Annotated in this window: 13 protein-coding genes; all 13 read left to right on the top strand. The window is 40.7% G+C overall.

The window, feature by feature from the left end; translation table 11 throughout:
* Window positions 1-559: 559 nt before the first annotated feature.
* The 13 genes from NQ564_RS13125 to NQ564_RS13065 all read left to right on the top strand — a co-directional run bounded on the left by NQ564_RS13125 (window position 560) and on the right by NQ564_RS13065 (window position 19,113).
* Window positions 560-4,426, top strand: a complete 3,867-nt coding sequence (locus NQ564_RS13125) for a DUF6383 domain-containing protein (protein WP_039848219.1) — start codon at window positions 560-562, stop codon at window positions 4,424-4,426.
* A 422-nt stretch (window positions 4,427-4,848) separates the two neighbouring features.
* Window positions 4,849-5,727 carry a cell division protein FtsX gene (locus tag NQ564_RS13120; RefSeq protein ID WP_008150016.1) on the top strand — a complete coding sequence of 293 codons (879 nt, stop codon included), beginning with the start codon at window positions 4,849-4,851 and terminating at the stop codon, window positions 5,725-5,727.
* A gap of 4 nt (window positions 5,728-5,731) precedes the next feature.
* On the top strand, window positions 5,732-5,974 hold the full coding sequence (locus NQ564_RS13115; RefSeq protein WP_005634674.1) for a DUF3098 domain-containing protein: 243 nt from the start codon (window positions 5,732-5,734) through the stop codon (window positions 5,972-5,974).
* Window positions 5,971-6,771 (top strand): undecaprenyl-diphosphate phosphatase, encoded by an 801-nt coding sequence (locus NQ564_RS13110; protein ID WP_008150015.1) that lies wholly within the window; start codon window positions 5,971-5,973, stop codon window positions 6,769-6,771. The genes NQ564_RS13115 and NQ564_RS13110 overlap by 4 nt, the downstream gene beginning before the upstream one ends.
* 2 nt (window positions 6,772-6,773) lie before the next feature.
* A complete protein-coding gene (gene truB, locus NQ564_RS13105) occupies window positions 6,774-7,487 on the top strand; it encodes a tRNA pseudouridine(55) synthase TruB (protein ID WP_008150014.1) in 714 nt (237 codons plus the stop codon).
* Window positions 7,488-7,523: 36 nt separating this feature from the next.
* Window positions 7,524-8,573 (top strand): tRNA preQ1(34) S-adenosylmethionine ribosyltransferase-isomerase QueA, encoded by a 1,050-nt coding sequence (gene queA, locus NQ564_RS13100; protein WP_008150013.1) that lies wholly within the window; start codon window positions 7,524-7,526, stop codon window positions 8,571-8,573.
* A gap of 12 nt (window positions 8,574-8,585) precedes the next feature.
* The gene (folK, locus tag NQ564_RS13095) at window positions 8,586-9,044 is read left to right on the top strand and encodes a 2-amino-4-hydroxy-6-hydroxymethyldihydropteridine diphosphokinase (RefSeq protein WP_008150012.1); all 459 of its coding nucleotides are present in this window, start codon (window positions 8,586-8,588) and stop codon (window positions 9,042-9,044) included.
* Window positions 9,041-9,232: a hypothetical protein gene (locus NQ564_RS13090; RefSeq protein ID WP_008150011.1), complete on the top strand. Its 192-nt coding sequence runs from the start codon at window positions 9,041-9,043 to the stop codon at window positions 9,230-9,232. Before folK ends, NQ564_RS13090 begins: the two co-directional genes overlap by 4 nt.
* Before the next feature lie 260 nt (window positions 9,233-9,492).
* A complete protein-coding gene (gene metK / locus NQ564_RS13085; RefSeq protein ID WP_008150010.1) occupies window positions 9,493-10,779 on the top strand; it encodes a methionine adenosyltransferase in 1,287 nt (428 codons plus the stop codon).
* 136 nt (window positions 10,780-10,915) lie between these two features.
* Window positions 10,916-13,828: a M16 family metallopeptidase gene (locus NQ564_RS13080; RefSeq protein WP_008150009.1), complete on the top strand. Its 2,913-nt coding sequence runs from the start codon at window positions 10,916-10,918 to the stop codon at window positions 13,826-13,828.
* A 117-nt stretch (window positions 13,829-13,945) separates the two neighbouring features.
* A complete protein-coding gene (locus tag NQ564_RS13075) occupies window positions 13,946-14,521 on the top strand; it encodes an RNA polymerase sigma factor (RefSeq protein WP_008150007.1) in 576 nt (191 codons plus the stop codon).
* Between the two features lie 54 nt (window positions 14,522-14,575).
* Window positions 14,576-15,592, top strand: coding sequence for a FecR family protein (locus NQ564_RS13070; protein WP_008150006.1), 1,017 nt, complete (start codon window positions 14,576-14,578; stop codon window positions 15,590-15,592).
* A gap of 200 nt (window positions 15,593-15,792) precedes the next feature.
* The gene (locus tag NQ564_RS13065) at window positions 15,793-19,113 is read left to right on the top strand and encodes a SusC/RagA family TonB-linked outer membrane protein (RefSeq protein WP_021861892.1); all 3,321 of its coding nucleotides are present in this window, start codon (window positions 15,793-15,795) and stop codon (window positions 19,111-19,113) included.
* Window positions 19,114-19,120: the final 7 nt, after the last annotated feature.

The raw sequence follows: 19,120 nt of genomic DNA, 5'->3' as shown, positions 1-19,120 counted from the left end.
TGCAAACTATTGTTATAGCCTAAAGAAAAAGTAACATTTATTTCTGTAGTCTTCTGAAATTGGCCATTTTGCCGGTCTTTTCGGGCAAAATTGATGTAGGGAGAGTTGGGTGGTATCTGTTTGATTATCTATTATTTGGGATTTTATATAATGTACACGCGTACATATACAATATATCCTTTTATTTTTATGTTTTTATTGTTGTAAATGGTTGGAAGATAGAGGAATAGAATATAATTTCAAAATGGCTAAAGAAAACGTACGTTTTAATTTGTCATTTTCACAGCACAAAAATACAACTACTTTTTAAACCTGCAATCCTTTCTCCCAATTATTTTTCCTTTTCTATATTCTTTCTTATCAATCAGATAGCTTAGCCTGTACGAAAAACCGTCTTTCTGATACGAACCTTTCCGAAGCTCCCGAAAAATGACTAAAAAAAACGTACGTTTTCTCTCGTCAAAATACAGAAGTTTAGTTAAAAGACGAAAACACAGAGACGTACGTGATGCTGATTGAACTTTTAGTATATGTATTATTAATATTAATTCAAATGATTATGAACAAAAAGTTTTCTACTCTTGTAGGATGCCTGGCTTTCGGAACGGCATTCTCTGCGGTAGCACAGGTAAGTAATTTTCCCGTAAGTAATGCTTATGGCCAGGTTACTCCTTGTGCAACTGGGTTAACTTATCGTTCTTTCGGAACTAATAGCAATGCTGCTTTAGGTTCTGAAGTGAACAAAATTGAAGCTGATAAATGGTATCAGTTGCGCGTTGGTAAGGAAAAAAATCAGGTTTTGATACAAGAACGCGATTTTAAAACCGGTGAAGTAACTCTTCGTATTGTGGATGCTGATAAAGCTCCTTTAAACTATTCTTTGTGGCAGATTTCTTATGATAAGAAAGACGGAGCAACTGGTGGCAAATTTACCTTTAAAAACAAGGAAACAGGGTTAGGGATTATCTTTGATCATAAAACAGCTTATGGCAAAGATAAAATCGCTACGACTGCTACATCTGCAGATTTGGAAGCTTCTATTCTGGAAGGTTGCAATGTTGAGTGGAGTTGGTTCTCTTCTAATGTAGACAATACACAGAAGCTGGCAAATGAAATCCTGTATGCTAATTTCCACGATTCGGACAAATACATCGTATTGAAGAAGTCTTCTAGGACTGCTGCTAATCAGTATGGCCTGAATGTTTCAGGAACTCAAGTAGTTGCCGCTGTTTATACGGCTGCCGAAGCAGGGAATAAGGCTACTTCTTGTGAGGCTTTGACATTGACTCCGGTTGTAGCAGAATCTGTTGTGTTAAACGCAAAAGACATCAATCGCATGATCGATGCTCAGAAAGATGGTGCTGCCGGTTTCAACTTTATGACTCCGACGGGTATTGGCAATAGAACGGCTATGTCTCCGGAAGACAACAGCACATTAGATACTTATAAGTATATTGCGGAAGAGAAAAATCTGACTGCTGAGGCAGAGGAAATAAAATTGGCAGCAGATAAGGCTATTATTGCTGCTGGTAACACTGTTTTATCTGAATATAATGCAGTAGATGGTTCCGAAGCAAAAGAATTGAACTTCATTTTTGCTAATTTTAATAAAGGTGAATCTCAAGATGCATTAGTACAAGCAGGATCTGTTTTCAATAATAGCAAGACTGCTGAAAATGCAAAAGATCTTGTAGAGAAGTGGGTCGTTTATCTGGAAGAAACAGCTACTGACCGACTTTGGGCGTTGAGTGATGCCAATAAGGCGTATTATGTAAAATATACAGATAAAACAGTGATTGAAGATTATAATTTCGCTGTTGCTGTTGTTGCGCATAAAGATCTGTATAACAAATATCCTCTTCGTTTGAAAGCTGTGATCGATGAAGAAGATATGGCTAAGAATGATAAATATTTGATGGTTGATACTGCTCGTTGGGAAGAAGCTACCGAAAACCCATCCAACTCTCCTGAACTGCTGTTGTCAAACAAGAAGCCGTCTACGGAAGTTGCTGATTTCTTCTTCAATGCTCGTTATAACTATCGTCTGACTTATTTCCCGACTCAAGATAGTTTGGTTATTGAGCCGTTGAATGCATCTGTAATGAATGATGCAGAATTTAAGGCAGAGAAAACTTGGAGAAACTCTATCGTTGCAAGCCAGTTTATTTCTTCTAGCGATATTACTTCTGGAAACAAAGGTTTAAGTGCAAGTAATACTGATTTGGCTACAGCTCCGGAAGAGGCTCCTGTTGCAGTAATGTTAAGTAAGTTGAACACGAAAGACGGTTGGGTTGTAACTGCCGGTGGAACAGATAAACCTAAAGGTTCTGCTGCTGAAGGTACTCTTCATACTTGCATCGAATTTGACCATTCTTATCCGTACTTGACTCGTACAACTTTGGATCAGGCTGTTTACACAATCCAGTTGGTAACAGATAAAGCTCCGAATTTGACCACTCATCGTGCAAACGGTGTGAATATCGTGGCAGATATGAAGGGCCATGTTGTTTATGATGAAAAAGAAGCTTCTCAGAACTTCGCTCACATGCCTGCAACGCAGTGGGTTGTTGAATATACAGGTTGTGAAGAAGATCCTGTTGCTCGTGTCAAAGTCGTAAACCGTGAATATTCAAATGTTGCATTCGAAGGTCAGCTCTATAAAGCGGGTGACAATGTATTCATTATCAATCATAACTATAATAATACATTAGGACACTACAACAATGAGTTCGCTTGCTCTGATACACTGAAGTTCACGAAAGTTGATCCGGTCAATACATTGGGTTATCTGAATCCGGGTGACAAAGTAATCGAAAATACATTCAAACTGAAACAGTTCTTCGATTATGGTACAGATCCTTATTATTTGAACGCTGTTAAGCAGGGTAAAGATACGCTGTTGAGAGCTCAGGCTGAAGGTTCTAATTTTGAACTGGTTCCGGTTAAAGTTAACTGGGATGCAGCTGCTTACGAATCAACGAACATACCTTACGGTTATACAAGCGAAGCTGCTGGTGCAACTCAACTTTACAAATCAGTTTATATGCTGAAAGTGAAGGATGCAGATATGATCAACAATGACCGTGTATTTGTTGGTATCAACAAGAATGGTAAGTATTGCGTGGCTGATACTTTGGATCGTAATGCAAATTACACATTGGCTTATTTTACATTGAAAGAAAATAACCATTGGACTGCCGATAACGAAGAAGGCCATTATTATGCGTTGGTTCGTACTGAGTATCCTTATGCTTATCCTGTAGATAAAGATGATGAGTATACTGACGATGTGAATAAATTTACTGGTTGGAAATACTCCTTTGACGATGCTTTGGATAAATTGGCTATCGAACAAGGTCAGTTGGATGCAAAAGTTGAAAACTTGTGTCAGGATCGTACCGAATCGTTCATCTTGGAAGCAGATACAATGCCGTACTATCGCAGAGTTGTCGGTCTGAAGACTGAAAAGTTCTATTCAACAAATAATGAAAACCGTACATTGGGCGAATCTGTAATCGATGGTGTTACTTATATGAACATCTTCAGTGCTGTTGAAGAACCGGAACGCAACAACGAGTTCTTTATCGATACAGCTCATGTAAATGTATCGAGCATGCCTACTTATCTGTTGGCTCTTGATGTTGAGGCTAAGAAAACAGCTGAATGCAATCACGAAGATCATCCGGCTATCGGTGACCATTATCAGGTGATTGATTACTTACAGGGACGTTACATGGTTGATGCTTCTGTTGATAGCGTAATTCCTGCTTATTTGAAGAACAGCGTTAAACCATTCGAAAACGTGTATACTCGTTATGCATTCGTAAATGCAATCCACTATCAGGATACATTGTACATCATGGATACTGCTGATGCAACAATCAAGTATGACCGCGATTTGTATGACGGCAAAAACGTTGCCAAGAAAGTTGTTCTGAAAGAAAAGGCTTACGATGGAGCTTCTATCGCATTCCGTTTGAAAGATCAGAGTGATGACGAAAACTTCTATATCGAAACGAAGGGTAAACAGTATGGTTATGCAGCCAATGGTAACACTTGGTTGAAGGAACAAAACCACAACATTGTTTCTACCGGTCGTGGTTATAGTGAAACTGGCGATCATAATGGCAACTGGCATCAGAATGTTTATGAAGACATTTATCAGGCTTTGTTGCTGAATACGACAGCTCAAAGTGATGCTACTGCAAACGAAGACGTAGAAGTATCTTCTGTAACAGTCATCGCCGGTAACGGTCAGGTAACGGTTGCAGGTGCTGCCGGCAAGAAAGTTGTTATCACTAACATCTTAGGCCAGACAGTCGCTAATACAGTGGTTACTTCTGACAATGCTACTATCGCTGCTCCTGCAGGTGTAGTTGTCGTTGCTATTGAAGGTGAAGGCGCTGTAAAAGCAATTGTAAAGTAATCTGAGAATAATAACATTACAATTATAATCAAATAATTCTAAATAAGATCGTGCGCCGTAGAGATGCATGGCTGTGCATCTCTACAAATAACGGCAATTACCCTGCGACAGGTGAACAAGCGATCGTATTATTAATACTAAAGTATTGAAATAAAGTTCTTCTGTCAGTATGCCTGTGAAGGCCGAAAGCAGTTAAAAAACAAGAGGCTGTGTCGAAATACACTATGTGTATTGATACAGTCTCTTCGTTTATTAGGGACAAGTATGCTGCTTTTTATCCGTCTATGCTTGGTGACTTGTAGTTAAAGAATTGTAAAGTAATCACTATCTCATAAATTATTCGTTCTTTTGCAGAAAAATTGGGAGGTGTGTTCTCTGAACACATCTCCTCACTTTATTTAATAACAATAAGGTTACGTCTAATGGCTGAAGGTAAAAAGGTTAGTTCTGTTTCTTTCTTTAATTCTCGTCTGACTTCCATTATAAGTATCTCATTGGTACTGTTTTTGCTGGGACTTGTTTTTCTGATAGGATTGTTGGGAAACAAACTTTCTGTATATGTGAAGGAAAACATTTCATTTTCAATCGTACTAAAAGATAATCAGAAAGAAGCGGATATAAAGAAGATGCAGAAGACGCTGGATGCCTTGCCTTATATCAAATCGACTGAATATATATCGAAGGAACAGGCTGCCAAGGAACTTGAGGAGGAGTTAGGTGAAAATCCCGAAACGTTCTTGGGCTTTAATCCGTTACAAGCTTCCATTGAAGTAAAATTGCATTCGGAATATGCTAATGCCGACAGCCTGCAATTAATCGAAAAGAAAATAAAAAACTATACTTCCGTTTCCGATCTGCTTTACCGGAAAGACATGATGCAGATGGTGAACGACAATGTGAAACGTGTCAGCCTGATCTTGCTTACACTTGCCGTAATGTTGATGGCAATCTCGTTTGTACTGATTAGTAACACGATCCGTCTGCTGATTTATTCTAAACGTTTCCTGATCCATACGATGAAGCTGGTGGGGGCTACGCCTGGTTTTATTAGAAGGCCGTTTGTGCGGTATAATGTGGTCAGTGGTATTTTTGCGTCTATCCTCGCAATATTAATGTTGACGGGAGCGTTGTATTATTTACAGAACGAATTATCCGGTTTCATCCAGCTTCTGGATATTAAAGCGTTGATAATTGTTTATGCCGGTGTATTGATTATGGGGATCCTGCTTTCGGTTACGGCTACTGTCTTTGCAGTGAACAAGTATTTACGAATGGGTGTTGATAAATTATATTATATATAAATGTATGGCTAAGAGAGATTTTGCTTTTGGAAAAGAAAATTTTATTTTGATCGCTGTTGCTGTTGCTGTTATCGCGATTGGTTTTATGTTGATGAGTGGTGGCGGTTCGCAGGACCCGACAGGTTTCAATCCTGAGATTTTCAGTTCCCGCCGTATTGTTGTGGCTCCGGCTGTGACAGTGATCGGTTTCGTATTGATGATTTTTGGTATTTTGAAAAACAGTAAAAATAAGGAAGTAGCGGAATGAGTTGGTTTGAGGCTTTAGTGCTGGGAATTGTTCAAGGACTTACGGAGTATCTGCCGGTCAGCAGTAGCGGACATCTGGCTATCGGTTCTGCTTTGTTTGGAATTCAGGGAGAAGAAAATCTGGCTTTTACGATCGTTGTCCATGTTGCGACCGTGTTTAGTACGTTGGTGATTTTATGGAAAGAGATCGAATGGATATTCCGTGGTTTGTTTAAGTTCAAGATGAACGCAGAAACTCGCTATGTGATCAATATCTTGATTTCAATGATCCCTATCGGTATTGTAGGTGTGTTTTTCAAGGATACGGTGGAGGCTATTTTCGGATCGGGGCTGCTGATCGTCGGCTGTATGTTATTGCTGACGGCTGCTTTGCTTGCATTTTCCTATTATGCCAAACCCCGTCAGAAGGAAAATATCTCGCTGAAGGATGCTTTTATCATCGGTTTGGCTCAGGCGTGTGCTGTGATGCCGGGACTTTCCCGCTCCGGAACAACGATTGCGACCGGTTTGTTATTAGGAAACAATAAGGCGAAACTGGCCCAGTTCTCATTTTTGATGGTTATCCCCCCGATTTTGGGTGAAGCGTTGCTGGATGTAATGAAAGCGGTAAAAGGCGAAGCGGTAGCAGGTGATATTCCGGCATTGTCATTGGTGGTCGGTTTTGTGGCTGCATTCGTATCGGGATGTATTGCTTGTAAATGGATGATCAATATCGTAAAGAAGGGAAAACTGATTTATTTCGCCATCTATTGTGCAATTGCAGGTTTGGTTACAATTGCCTGTACATTACTTAAATAAGAATGGATTTTATAGCAGGAGAAGTAGTATATTTCAATAAGCCCTTAAAGTGGACTTCCTTTGACTTGGTGAACAAATTCCGCTATAAGTTATCGCGGAAACTGAAGGTAAAAAAGATAAAAGTGGGACACGCCGGAACATTGGACCCACTGGCGACAGGGGTAATGATTGTTTGTACGGGCAAGGCCACCAAGAGGATCGATGAATTTCAGTATCAGACAAAGGAGTATGTCGCTACCCTGAAGTTGGGGGAAACGACGCCTTCTTTTGATTTGGAAAAAGAGATAGACGGAGTATATCCGACAGAACATATTACCCGTAAGGAAGTAGAGAAGGTACTACAGTCGTTCGTGGGAACGATTCAGCAGATTCCACCGGTGTTTTCGGCTTGCAAGGTGGATGGTAAGCGGGCGTATGAGTTGGCTCGCAAGGGAGAGGAAGTGGAATTGAAGTCCAAGACGCTTGTGATTGATGAAATGGAGCTGTTGGAGTGTGATCTGCCAGTGGTAAAGATACGGGTGGTTTGCAGCAAGGGTACTTATATCCGCGCTCTGGCACGTGATATCGGTGTCGCTCTTCAATCGGGCGCTCATCTGATTGCTCTCGAACGGACTCGTATCGGAGACATCACACTGGACAAATGTATGTCTCCTGATGATATCGATGTCTTTTTAGATGAAAATATCACAACCGAGAAGAAGAATTGTGAGGATTGATAATGATAAGAATAAAATAAAAATAGAATTTATATTATGAAGCTGTCGAAATTCAAATTTAACTTACCGCAGGAGCTGATCGCTCTCCATCCGGCAAAGAACAGGGACGAGTCCAGATTGATGGTGGTCAATCGCAAGACCGGAGAGATCGAACATAAAGTGTTCAAAGATTTGCTTAGCTATTTCGGAGAAAAAGATGTGTTCATCTTCAATAACACAAAAGTTTTTCCTGCCCGTTTATACGGAAATAAGGAAAAGACCGGAGCTCGTATCGAAGTTTTTCTGTTGCGTGAGCTGAATGAAGATCTTCGCCTTTGGGATGTCTTGGTCGATCCTGCCCGTAAAATCCGTATCGGTAATAAGTTGTATTTTGGTGAAGATGATTCGATGGTGGCTGAAGTGATCGACAATACGACGTCACGTGGCCGTACCTTGCGTTTCCTTTATGACGGGAACCATGATGAATTTAAAAAGGCATTGTATGCATTGGGTGAAACCCCGCTGCCTAAATATATCGACCGTCCTGTAGAACCGGATGACGAAGATCGTTATCAGAATATTTTTGCGACGGAAGAAGGAGCGGTTGTGGCTCCCGCCGCCGGTCTTCATTTCAGTCGTGAACTGATGAAACGTTTGGAGATTAAGGATTGCCAGTTTGCTTATCTGACACTGCATTCCGGGCTGGGTAATTTCCGCGAAATCGATGTGGAAGACCTGACCAAGCATAAGATGGATTCTGAGCAGATGGTCGTGAACGGGGATGTCGTGAATATCGTGAATACGGCAAAAGATAACGGACGACAGATTTGTGCAGTCGGTACCTCCGTGATGCGCGCTATCGAAACAGCTGTCAGTACAGACGGTCACCTGAAAGAGTTTGAAGGGTGGACTAATAAGTTCATTTTCCCGCCGTATGACTTCAGTGTGGCGTCCAGTATGATTACGAACTTCCATATGCCGCTGTCTACTTTGTTGATGATGACAGCCTCTTTTGGCGGATATGACCTGATCATGGATGCTTATGAGGTCGCATTGAAAGAAAAATATAGTTTCGGTGCTTATGGCGATGCCATGTTGATCCTGTAAAAACGGGTACTTATGGCGATTGCATACCTGGGCTTGGGAACCAATGTCGGGAATAAGCGACGGAACATGATAACAGCCGCAGCGTTGTTAGCTGAAAGGGTGGGAGATATTCTCGCCCTTTCCGGTTTCTATGAAACGGAACCGTGGGGGTTTGAGTCGGAGAACTTTTTCTTGAATGCGGCTGTTAAATTGAAGACTTCTTTTTCTCCGTTGGAAGTATTGCAGATAACCCAGCAGATCGAAAAAGAATTGGGTCGCACGGAAAAAAGCAACGGAGTCTATCATGACCGTATTATCGATATCGATATCCTTCTGTATGAGGACGAGGTTTTACAGATACCAGAGCTTACCTTGCCGCATCCTCTCATGCATGAACGGAAGTTTGTGATGGACCCTTTGGCCGAAATAGCTCCGTTTGTCGTACATCCTGTATTGAAAGAACGTATAATAGATTTAAAAGAACGATTATGAATGATATAGAAAAGATATTGACCGGTGGTGGCATGGTCTTTAAGAAAAAGGGGAAAGACGAAAATGCCGGAGAGAAAAAGATTAAGTTTTCAGATTTTCTGCGTGGAACGCATAAATCGGGTTCTGCTAAGATGAAAGCGGAGTTTAAGTATAAAAAAGCCTTGCGCAACACAAAAAAGAAAAAATAATTGTCAATTATCAATTGTCAATTGTCAATTGTTTCGTATTTTTGCGTCTGAATTGATGTGGATAGATTTGTATTGCTTGCAACCACAGGAAAAAATGCTAAAAACAAGCCCTTTTAACTGCCGTCCGGCAAAGCAAATTTCCCCTCGTCAATCCATTTATTTGATTTATTAACCGTCAATTGTAAATTGTCTGTTGACTTTGAAGAGTTTGTGCTCTTTGATTGTCAATTGTCAATTGTCAATTGTCAATTCAAAAAACGATGAGTTATTTATTCACCTCCGAATCGGTGTCCGAAGGGCACCCCGATAAAGTAGCCGATCAGATATCGGATGCTTTGCTGGATGAGTTCCTGGCTTATGACAAGAACTCTAAAGTTGCTTGCGAAACCCTTGTTACAACCGGACAGGTTGTCTTGGCTGGAGAAGTAAAATCAAGTGCTTACGTGGATGTACAGGATGTAGCCCGTAACGTGATCGAAAAAATTGGTTATACGAAAAGCGAATACCAGTTTGAAGCAAAATCATGTGGCGTGTTCTCTTCTATCCATGAACAGAGTGGCGATATTAACCGTGGTGTCGAGCGCGAGGATCCTTATAATCAAGGAGCAGGTGACCAAGGTATGATGTTCGGTTATGCTACTAACGAAACAGAAAACTACATGCCTCTGGCATTAGATCTTTCACACAGTTTGTTGTGGGAGCTTGCCGAGATACGCAAGAATGAAAACGACCTGATGCCGTACCTCCGTCCGGATGCGAAGAGTCAGGTGACGATTGAATATGATGACAACGGAAAACCGTTGCGCATCGATACGATTGTTGTTTCTACACAACATGATGAATTTATCACAGCAAAAGGTATCACACAGGAAGAAGCGGATCTGGCTATGCAGAAAAAGATCGCTGAAGATGTGAAGAGCATACTGATCCCACGTGTAAAGGCTCAGTATCCGGCTCATGTTCAAGCTTTGTTCAATGATGATATCATCTATCATGTGAATCCGACCGGAAAGTTCGTGATCGGTGGTCCTCACGGCGATACCGGTCTGACAGGCCGTAAGATCATTGTTGATACATACGGTGGTAAAGGTGCTCACGGTGGTGGCGCATTTTCCGGAAAAGATCCTTCGAAGGTAGACCGTTCTGCCGCTTATGCCGCTCGTCATATTGCGAAGAATCTGGTTGCCGCCGGTGTGGCTGATGAAATGCTGGTACAGGTGTCTTATGCAATCGGTGTTGCTAAACCGATGAATATCTTCGTCAATACATTCGGTCGTGCCAATGTGGAAATGACAGATGGAGAGATCGCAGAAAAGATCTGGAACCTGTTCGACATGCGTCCGAAAGCAATCGAAGAACGTCTGAAACTGCGTAACCCGATCTATTTGGAGACTGCATCTTACGGCCATATGGGACGTAAACCGCAGGTTGTGACGAAAAAGTTTACCTCTCGTTACAATCCGGAACCGACCATCTGCGAAGTAGAGTTATTTACTTGGGAAAAGCTGGATTACGTCGATAAGGTAAAAGAGGCATTCGGGCTTTAATGTAGGCTGTTTGTACAAACTTATATTGGCTCCCGTCTGAAAAAATCGGTTCTTGTTCCGTTTTTTTTCAGAGAGGAGCTATTTTTATTTTAAATTATGTATATTTGACGATTGTAATTATCTAAAATTAAAATTTATGCGTAAAACGATTCAGTTTCTTCAGTTAGCCTTTATTCTCCTTTTGGCTACTGCATGTGCAGAGACTTCCCCGTTTAAATACGAGTCGGTCCCGAACGATCCTCTGAAAGCCCGTATCTATACTCTGGATAACGGCTTGAAGGTGTATATGACTGTGAATAAAGAGACCCCGCGTATTCAAACGTATATTGCCGTTCGCGTGGGAGGTAAAAACGATCCCGCCGAAACGACTGGTCTGGCACACTATTTTGAACACTTGATGTTTAAAGGGACTCAGCAGTTCGGCACGCAGAATTACGAACAGGAAAAACCGATGCTCGATCAGATCGAACAGCTTTTTGAAGTGTATCGTAAGACTACCGATGAGGCAGAACGCCAGGCTATTTATCATCAGATCGACAGTGTTTCCTATGAGGCTTCGAAGTTGGCAATTCCAAACGAATATGATAAATTGATGTCTGCTATCGGTGCAACCGGAACAAATGCGTATACCGGTTTTGATCAGACGGTCTATGTGGAAGATATCCCTTCCAACCAGATTGACAACTGGGCCAAGATACAGGCAGACCGTTTCGAAAACAATGTAATCCGTGGTTTCCATACGGAGCTTGAGACTGTGTATGAAGAAAAGAATATGTCTCTTACCAGTGATGGCCGTAAAGTGTATGAAGCTGTTCTGACCGCTCTTTTCCCTGATCATCCTTATGGAACGCAGACTGTTCTCGGGACACAGGAAAACTTGAAGAACCCGTCTATCACGAATATCAAGAACTACCATAAAACTTGGTATGTTCCTAATAATATGGCAATCTGTCTGTCCGGTGATTTTGATCCGGATCAGATGATCGAGACAATCAATAAATATTTCGGTCACTTGAAACCGAACCCCAATCTGCCGAAGTTGCCGGTAACACATGAATCTCCGATTAAAGCACCGATTGTAAAGGAAGTGTTGGGTGTCGATGCCGAAAATGTGACAATCGGTTGGCGTTTCCCGGGAGCTGCTTCTCCTGACCAGGATTTGCTGAACCTGACTGGTGAAATTATCAATAATGGTAAAGCCGGTTTGTTGGATGTCGACTTGGTTCAACAACAGAAAGTGTTAAGCTGCTATGCCGGAACATACGGAATGTCAGATTACAATGCTCTTGTTATTAACGGTCGCCCGAAACAGGGTCAGACATTGGATGAAGTGAAAGATCTTTTCCTGGCTGAAATCGATAAATTGAAGAAAGGCGAGTTCGATGAAGGTTTACTGGAGGCAGCTATCAATAACTATAAACTGATGCAAATGTACCGGATGGATCGTAACGACGGCCGTGCCGATATGTTTGTCTCTTCTTTCATCGACGGTGTCGATTGGAAAGATGAAGTCGCTTCGTTGGATCGTATGAGCAAAGTGACAAAGCAGCAGATCGTCGATTTTGCCAACAAGTATTTCGGTGACAACTATGCACTCATCTATAAGAAGCAAGGTAAAGATCCGAACGAAAAAAAGATCGACAAACCTAAAATCACCCCGATCGTGATGAACCGTGACAGCTCAAGTATGTTCCTGAAAGAAATACAGGCTTCAAAAGTGGCTCCTATCGAACCGGTATTCCTGGACTATAGTAAGGATTTGCAAAAACTGACTGCCAAATCCAATATTCCGGTATTGTACAAGGAGAATACTTCCAACGATCTTTTCTCTCTGATGTATGTATTCGATATGGGTACGAATAATGATAAGGCAATGGGTACCGCTTTCGAATATATGAAGTATTTGGGCACATCTAAAATGAGCTTGAAGGAAATCAATGAGGAGTTCTACAAACTGGCATGTTACTTTAATGTATTCCCCGGTTCGGATCGCACGTATGTGATGCTGGAAGGTTTGAAAGAGAATATGCCGAAAGCAATGGCTCTGTTTGAAGAAATCCTGGCCGATGCACAGGTCAACAAAGAGGCTTATGAAAACCTTGCTGGCGATATCCTGAAAAAACGGACTGATGCCAAATTGAATCAGGGACAGAATTTCAACAAACTGATCCAGTATGCTATCTGGGGACCGAAATCTCCTGCAACAAATGTACTGACAACTGTTGAATTGCAGCAGATGGACCCTCAGGAACTGGTTGACCGTATTCATAAGATCAATTCATTCGATCATAAGATATTGTATTATGGTCCGGAAAAACCGCAGGCTGTTCTGGATATCATCAAACAATATCATAATGTACCTGACCAGTTGCAACCGGTTCCGGCAGCAATTGAGTTCAGCCAGCAGGAAACTCCTGAGAATAAAGTTTTGCTTGCCCAATATGATGCAAAGCAGATTTATTTCTCTGCAGTCTCTAACCGGGGTGAAAAGTTCGATCCGGCTATCCAGCCTACATTGAATATGTATAATGAATACTTTGGTGGTGGCATGAACGCGATCGTATTCCAGGAAATGCGTGAATCGCGTGGTTTGGCTTATTCCGCAGGGGCTTTCCTGATTACTCCGTCCAAACTGAAATATCCGTATGTATACCGTACGTTTATTGCGACTCAGAATGATAAGATGATTGATGCTATGAAAGCATTCGATGAAATTATCAATAATATGCCGGAATCAGAAAAAGCGTTCAACTTGGCTAAAGACGCTCTCATCACCCGTTTACGTACGGAACGTATTACCAAATCAGACGTTCTCTGGTCTTATCTGAATGCTCAGGACTTAGGTCTGAATACCGACAGTCGTAAAGAATTGTTCGAAAAGGCCCAAACAATGACATTGCCTGAGATCAAGTCGTTCCAGGAAAAATGGGTAAAAGGACGTACTTATATCTATTGTGTATTAGGCGATGAAAAGGATCTTGATCTGAAAGGCTTGTCACAATATGGTCCGATCCAGAAGCTGACACAGGAAGAGTTGTTTGGATATTGATTGTCGTAATCTCTTATGGAGGATAATCTCCTCTGAATAATAGTACCCAAGTATATAGTTTATTGTATATACTTGGGTAAATTTGTCTAATGCAAATTTATAAAAAAACGACATAAAATGAGAGTCAATGAAGATTTACTGAAACGCTTGAAGGTTGGCGACGAAAAAGCTTTTGAGGATTTGTATTGGACTTATAGTCCTCAGGTGTATAACTTCATCAACTCTTTATTGTTTGATAAATCTCTTGCAGAAGATTTGACACAGAATGTCTTTCTGAAAATTTGGGAAAAGCATGAGCAGATAGAACCTGGGTTAGGGATCACGGCTTACCTGTTTACGATTGCCCGGCATTTTGTTTTTAAGGAGACGGAATTCCGTCTGTCTCAACATGCAACGTTGCATGTTGAGAGTATTGATCTAAGTGATAATTCAAAAGAAGAACAACAACATGAAGCGAATTCCCTTCTTGAATATATTGACCATTTAATTGAGAATCTCCCTCCCTCCCGAAGAGAAATATTTCGTTTAAGCCGCCTTGAGCAACTATCAAATAAAGAAATTGCCCATAAATTATCCATTTCAGAAAAAACGGTAGAGACACAACTTTATCGCTCTTTTCAATATTTACGTTCCAAACTACCTCCCGATAAGAGATGGATACTCCTTTTTTGCTATTTGGTTAATCAGTGTTAAATTTAAATGCCTTTGTAAGTGATTTTTCCTTATGAAGGATATACAATATAGAGGATGGAAAGAAAAAATATATACATCGAACTGCTGGATCGTTTTATGCGTGGTGAACTTCCGGCTGAGGAGGAACATGAGTTATGGACATGGTTCAAACAACCTGGAGCTCGTGAGTTATTGTTTCAACATTATCGCCAGTCTTGGACGGAAGCGGAGGGAAAGGAACTTCCGGTTGGAATTCAGAATCGGATGTTCCGGAATATTCAGAGCCGGATACATACAGAAACAGGGAGGAAGGAAAAGCGAAAAACAGTTCGAAAGCTACAGTTTCGCCGGTGGTTGCCATATGCCGCAGCTGTTGTATTTCTTTTAGGCTTTATGACTTTTGTTCATCTATATTTGAACTTGGCTGATAAAACAGAAAATTATTTGTCACAGACCTATAAGGTTTTAGTTGATAAAGGACAACGGGCAAGTGTTATATTGCCGGATGGGACAAAAGTCTGGTTGAATTCTCATACGGAATTGACTTATAATGGTGATTATGGAAAAGGGAATCGTCAAGTCGTTTTGTCGGGAGAAGGTTATTTTGAGGTGGCAAAAGATTCTACTTCGAGATTTATAGTGAAAGCTGGAGAAATGGAGGTCGAGGCGTTGGGTACGACTTTCAATGTGAAAGCCTATCAGGAAGATAGAGAGTTGACGACAACTCTTTTTGAGGGAAAAGTTCGTACGTCAATAGGGAAAGATGAAGTCATTTTGAAACCTGATGAGAGTTTGAGTTTTGATAAGTCTTCGCGTAGAATGATTGTCTCCGATGATCTTGCGGCTTATGCTCGGATGTGGAAGGATAATGAGCTTGTTTTTAAAGGAGTAACGATGGAGGAAGTAGCCGTAATGTTGGATCGCTTATATAATGTGAAAGTACGGTTTGCTTCTGAAAAGGTAAAGCGTTATCGTTTTTCCGGAGTTATTAAAAATAATAGTCTGGAAAACGTGATTGAATTGATTAGTCTTACGGCGCCGATTATGTACAAGAAAGTAGGTGGCGAGATTATTATAGAGGAGAGAAAATAATAAAATAGAATATTAATGTAAACAGAATGCCTATGGGAAAGGGAGTATAAAAACACAGGTGTATCTAATTAAGAATAGACACACCTGAGATCTATGCAATGTAATTTTGCCAATTTGAAATCATCGCTTCTCACCACTTGATTTCAGATACAAAGTTACCTGATTAATTGATTATTAATTAATGGAGAACTCTAAAAAAAATGAATACCTTAAAGAATTTATTACGGAAAGGAATCACAATTGGAAGTTTTTGCCTTGTTTCGGGTACGATACTTTCTGCACAGATATCCTTATCCATGCAAAACAAATCCACTCGCGAGGTGATTCGCGAAATTGAAAAAGTAAGTGATTATCGATTTTTTTATAATGACAATCTATCCGGTCTGAATACAAGAATTTCAGTTTCAGCTCAGGGAGAAAATATTCGGGATGTGTTGGAACAGATAAAGAAACAGGCACAGATCACTTATATAATTAAAGAAAACAATCAAATTGTACTATCTGCTCCCGGTTATGTATCTGCGTCGACTCAACAAAATACCCGGAAGATTACCGGTATTATTAAGGACCAAAGCGGTGAACCGGTAATTGGGGCAAATATTGTTGAGAAGGGAACAGCAAATGGAACGATTACGGATATCGATGGACAATATTCGCTGGAAGTGGGGTCGAACAGTATTTTGGTAGTTTCCTATATCGGATATATTACTCAGGAAATTCCAGTGGGAAAGAACAGTACATTGGATGTATTATTGAAGGAAGATACGGAAACATTGGACGAAGTCATTGTTATCGGTTATGGAACGACAAAAAGAAAAGATTTCACCGGTTCTGTCAGTTCTGTTAAATTAGAGAATTCTCCGATTGCCCTGTCTCCGAACTTGAATGCATTGGAATCTCTGAAAGGTAATGTCTCAGGTTTGGATATCGGAGCGACTAATTCTGCTGGTGGAGAGCCGAGCATGCAGATGCGTGGACAAAAATCTATTTCCGGGTCCAATGATCCGCTGATCGTGGTGGATGGAGTTATTTTTATGGGTAGCATTAATGATATAAACCCGAATGATATTGCTTCTTATGATGTATTGAAAGATGCGACATCTGCAGCAGCCTATGGTTCCCGTTCTGCAAATGGCGTGATTATTATAACGACTAAAAGAGGAAAAACCGGAAAGCCTGTTGTCACTTTTAATGCTACAGGTAGTATGCAGACTTGGCAGAATAAGCCGGAATTGATGAAGGGAGAGCAATGGCTTGAATCTGTAATGGCGCGAAATAATAGTTCGGATTTAAGTTGGTTAAAGCCTCAGGAATTGGCAAATATGGAAGCTGGTAGGGAGATAAATTGGTTAGACGCGTCAACTCGTACAGGTTGGGTACAGGACTACCAAGTATCGGTTTCCGGAGCTGGAGAGAAAATGAATTACTATTTGTCTGCGGCCTATTCGGATAATCAGGGTGTAGTTATTGGGGATGATTATAATAGAATAACAGCTTTGGCAAAAATCAATACGGATATAACAAGCTGGTTACAGATAGGAGTAGATGCTGCATTTACGAAGTCTGATTATTCGGGTGTGGGAGCTAATATTGGCGAGGCTACGCAAACATCTCCTTACGGTGTGATGTATAGAAATGGGTCGGAAAAATTGTTGGAAAAATTCCCATATACACAGTCGAGTGTAAATGCCTTATGGAATACTGACAAGAGTGTTCGTGATAATAAGGATATACGAAACAATTTCCGTGCAAATGCTTATGCCGTTGTCAAACTCCCTTGGGTTGAAGGTTTGAGCTATCGTTTTAATTATGCCGGAAACTTAAGTAAAAACCAGTCTGGAGATTTTTATTATGAAGGGTATTTTGTTAAAGAAGGTGCTTATGATGATGAAACCCGTTATTCTCCGGCAACGCTCCAAAGTTTGTTAGCAAGCGCCAATGGGAAAATTAATAATAATACGACAGACAGTTGGGTGATCGATAATATTCTGAATTATAAAAATACATTTGGAAAACATTCAATTGATTTGACTGCCGTTGCTACGCGTGATAGGAAAAAATACGAGATGATAGAAACGACCGGTTCGAACTTTGCTGCAAATGGTAATACTACTTTGGGTATAAATGGTTTGCACAAAGCTACAGTTCAGAAAGTCAATATGGATAATAACCAGCGTTCCAATATCGGATATTTGGGCCGTGCATCTTATTCATATGATGATCGTTACTTCTTTACCGGTTCTTATCGTCGTGATGGAGCTTCTGTTTTTGGGGTTAATCAAAAGTGGGGAGATTTCTTTGCATTTGGTGGAGCCTGGAGATTGAGCAGTGAAAAGTTTATGTCTTCAATTTCGTATTTGGATGATTTGAAATTGAAGGTATCCTGGGGTAAGAACGGTAATCAGGGGTTGGACCCTTATGGAACATTGTCAACCATCAACAATGGAGCTTCCGGCGGTGTCCGCTATGAATTTGGGGGCAGTGATATTATCTATGGATTGAATCAGAAAGCACTTGGCAATGCTAATTTAGGTTGGGAAACGACAGAATCTTGGAATACAGGCTTTGAATCTGCTTGGTTAGGTAGTCGCTTGTTTGTAGATCTGGATCTTTATTTTTCTAAAACAACAGATCAGATATTTACGAGAGATATCCCTGTTATGACAGGCTTTAAAAATATGAAGTCTTCTATGGGGCAGGTTAATAACAGAGGGGTGGAATTGACAATTCGTTCCGTGAATATCAATACACAGGATTGGTATTGGACGACGAACTTGACATTTTGGCTGAACCGTAATAAATTGGTCCATCTGTATGGTGAAGATTTGAATGGCGATGGCAAAGAGGATGATGATATCTCGAACTCTCGTTTTATAGGGAAGCCTTTGGGAGCCATCTATGGTTATCAACAAGATGGTATAGTCCAAGAGACCGATATCGAATATATGAAAGCGAATGGAGCGACTCCGGGTATTCCTAAATATAAAGATATGGACAATGATGGAGTGATTACTTCTGCAGACCGTGTTATTTTGGGATATTCTACGCCTAACTTCAAGTTGAATATGAGTAACACGATTACATACAAAAATTGGGATTTATATTTTATGCTGACCGGTACATTTGGTGGCGGTGGATATTATCAAAAGTCTAATAAAGGTGCTTATTTGACTAATGGTTCCGGTAGGTTCAATACCAATGGTATTTATATACCTTGGTGGACTCCTGAGAATAAGAGCAATGAATATCCTGCAGCAACATTTAATGATGATGGCGGACGTTTCTTAGGTTTGCAGAACCGGGCATTCGTTCGTTTGCAGGATGTGACTTTGTCATATACATTCCGTGAACCTTGGGTACAAAAAGTAAATATCCAAAATTTGAAAGTATTCTTTACGGCGAAAAACTTATTTACGATAACCAAATGGCAGGGAGGAGATCCTGAGGTTGGTGTTACCGTTAGCGAAAATACTTATCCTGTATTAACATCTTTTTCTTTGGGTGCAAATATCAGTTTCTAACAGATAA

It is taken from the genome of Parabacteroides johnsonii DSM 18315, from assembly GCF_025151045.1.
Lineage (GTDB): Bacteria > Bacteroidota > Bacteroidia > Bacteroidales > Tannerellaceae > Parabacteroides > Parabacteroides johnsonii.
Note: the sequence above shows the minus strand (reverse complement) of the source record. Positions and strands in the feature narration are given on the sequence as shown.

Coding starts and splice junctions, on each gene's coding strand:
- NQ564_RS13125 (WP_039848219.1), top strand. CDS start 560: ATGAACAAAAAGTTTTCTACTCTTGTAGGATGCCTGGCTTTCGGAACG.
- NQ564_RS13115 (WP_005634674.1), top strand. CDS start 5,732: ATGGCTAAGAGAGATTTTGCTTTTGGAAAAGAAAATTTTATTTTGATC.
- NQ564_RS13120 (WP_008150016.1), top strand. CDS start 4,849: ATGGCTGAAGGTAAAAAGGTTAGTTCTGTTTCTTTCTTTAATTCTCGT.
- queA (WP_008150013.1), top strand. CDS start 7,524: ATGAAGCTGTCGAAATTCAAATTTAACTTACCGCAGGAGCTGATCGCT.
- NQ564_RS13080 (WP_008150009.1), top strand. CDS start 10,916: ATGCGTAAAACGATTCAGTTTCTTCAGTTAGCCTTTATTCTCCTTTTG.
- NQ564_RS13065 (WP_021861892.1), top strand. CDS start 15,793: ATGAATACCTTAAAGAATTTATTACGGAAAGGAATCACAATTGGAAGT.
- NQ564_RS13070 (WP_008150006.1), top strand. CDS start 14,576: ATGGAAAGAAAAAATATATACATCGAACTGCTGGATCGTTTTATGCGT.
- metK (WP_008150010.1), top strand. CDS start 9,493: ATGAGTTATTTATTCACCTCCGAATCGGTGTCCGAAGGGCACCCCGAT.
- NQ564_RS13075 (WP_008150007.1), top strand. CDS start 13,946: ATGAGAGTCAATGAAGATTTACTGAAACGCTTGAAGGTTGGCGACGAA.
- folK (WP_008150012.1), top strand. CDS start 8,586: ATGGCGATTGCATACCTGGGCTTGGGAACCAATGTCGGGAATAAGCGA.
- truB (WP_008150014.1), top strand. CDS start 6,774: ATGGATTTTATAGCAGGAGAAGTAGTATATTTCAATAAGCCCTTAAAG.
- NQ564_RS13090 (WP_008150011.1), top strand. CDS start 9,041: ATGAATGATATAGAAAAGATATTGACCGGTGGTGGCATGGTCTTTAAG.
- NQ564_RS13110 (WP_008150015.1), top strand. CDS start 5,971: ATGAGTTGGTTTGAGGCTTTAGTGCTGGGAATTGTTCAAGGACTTACG.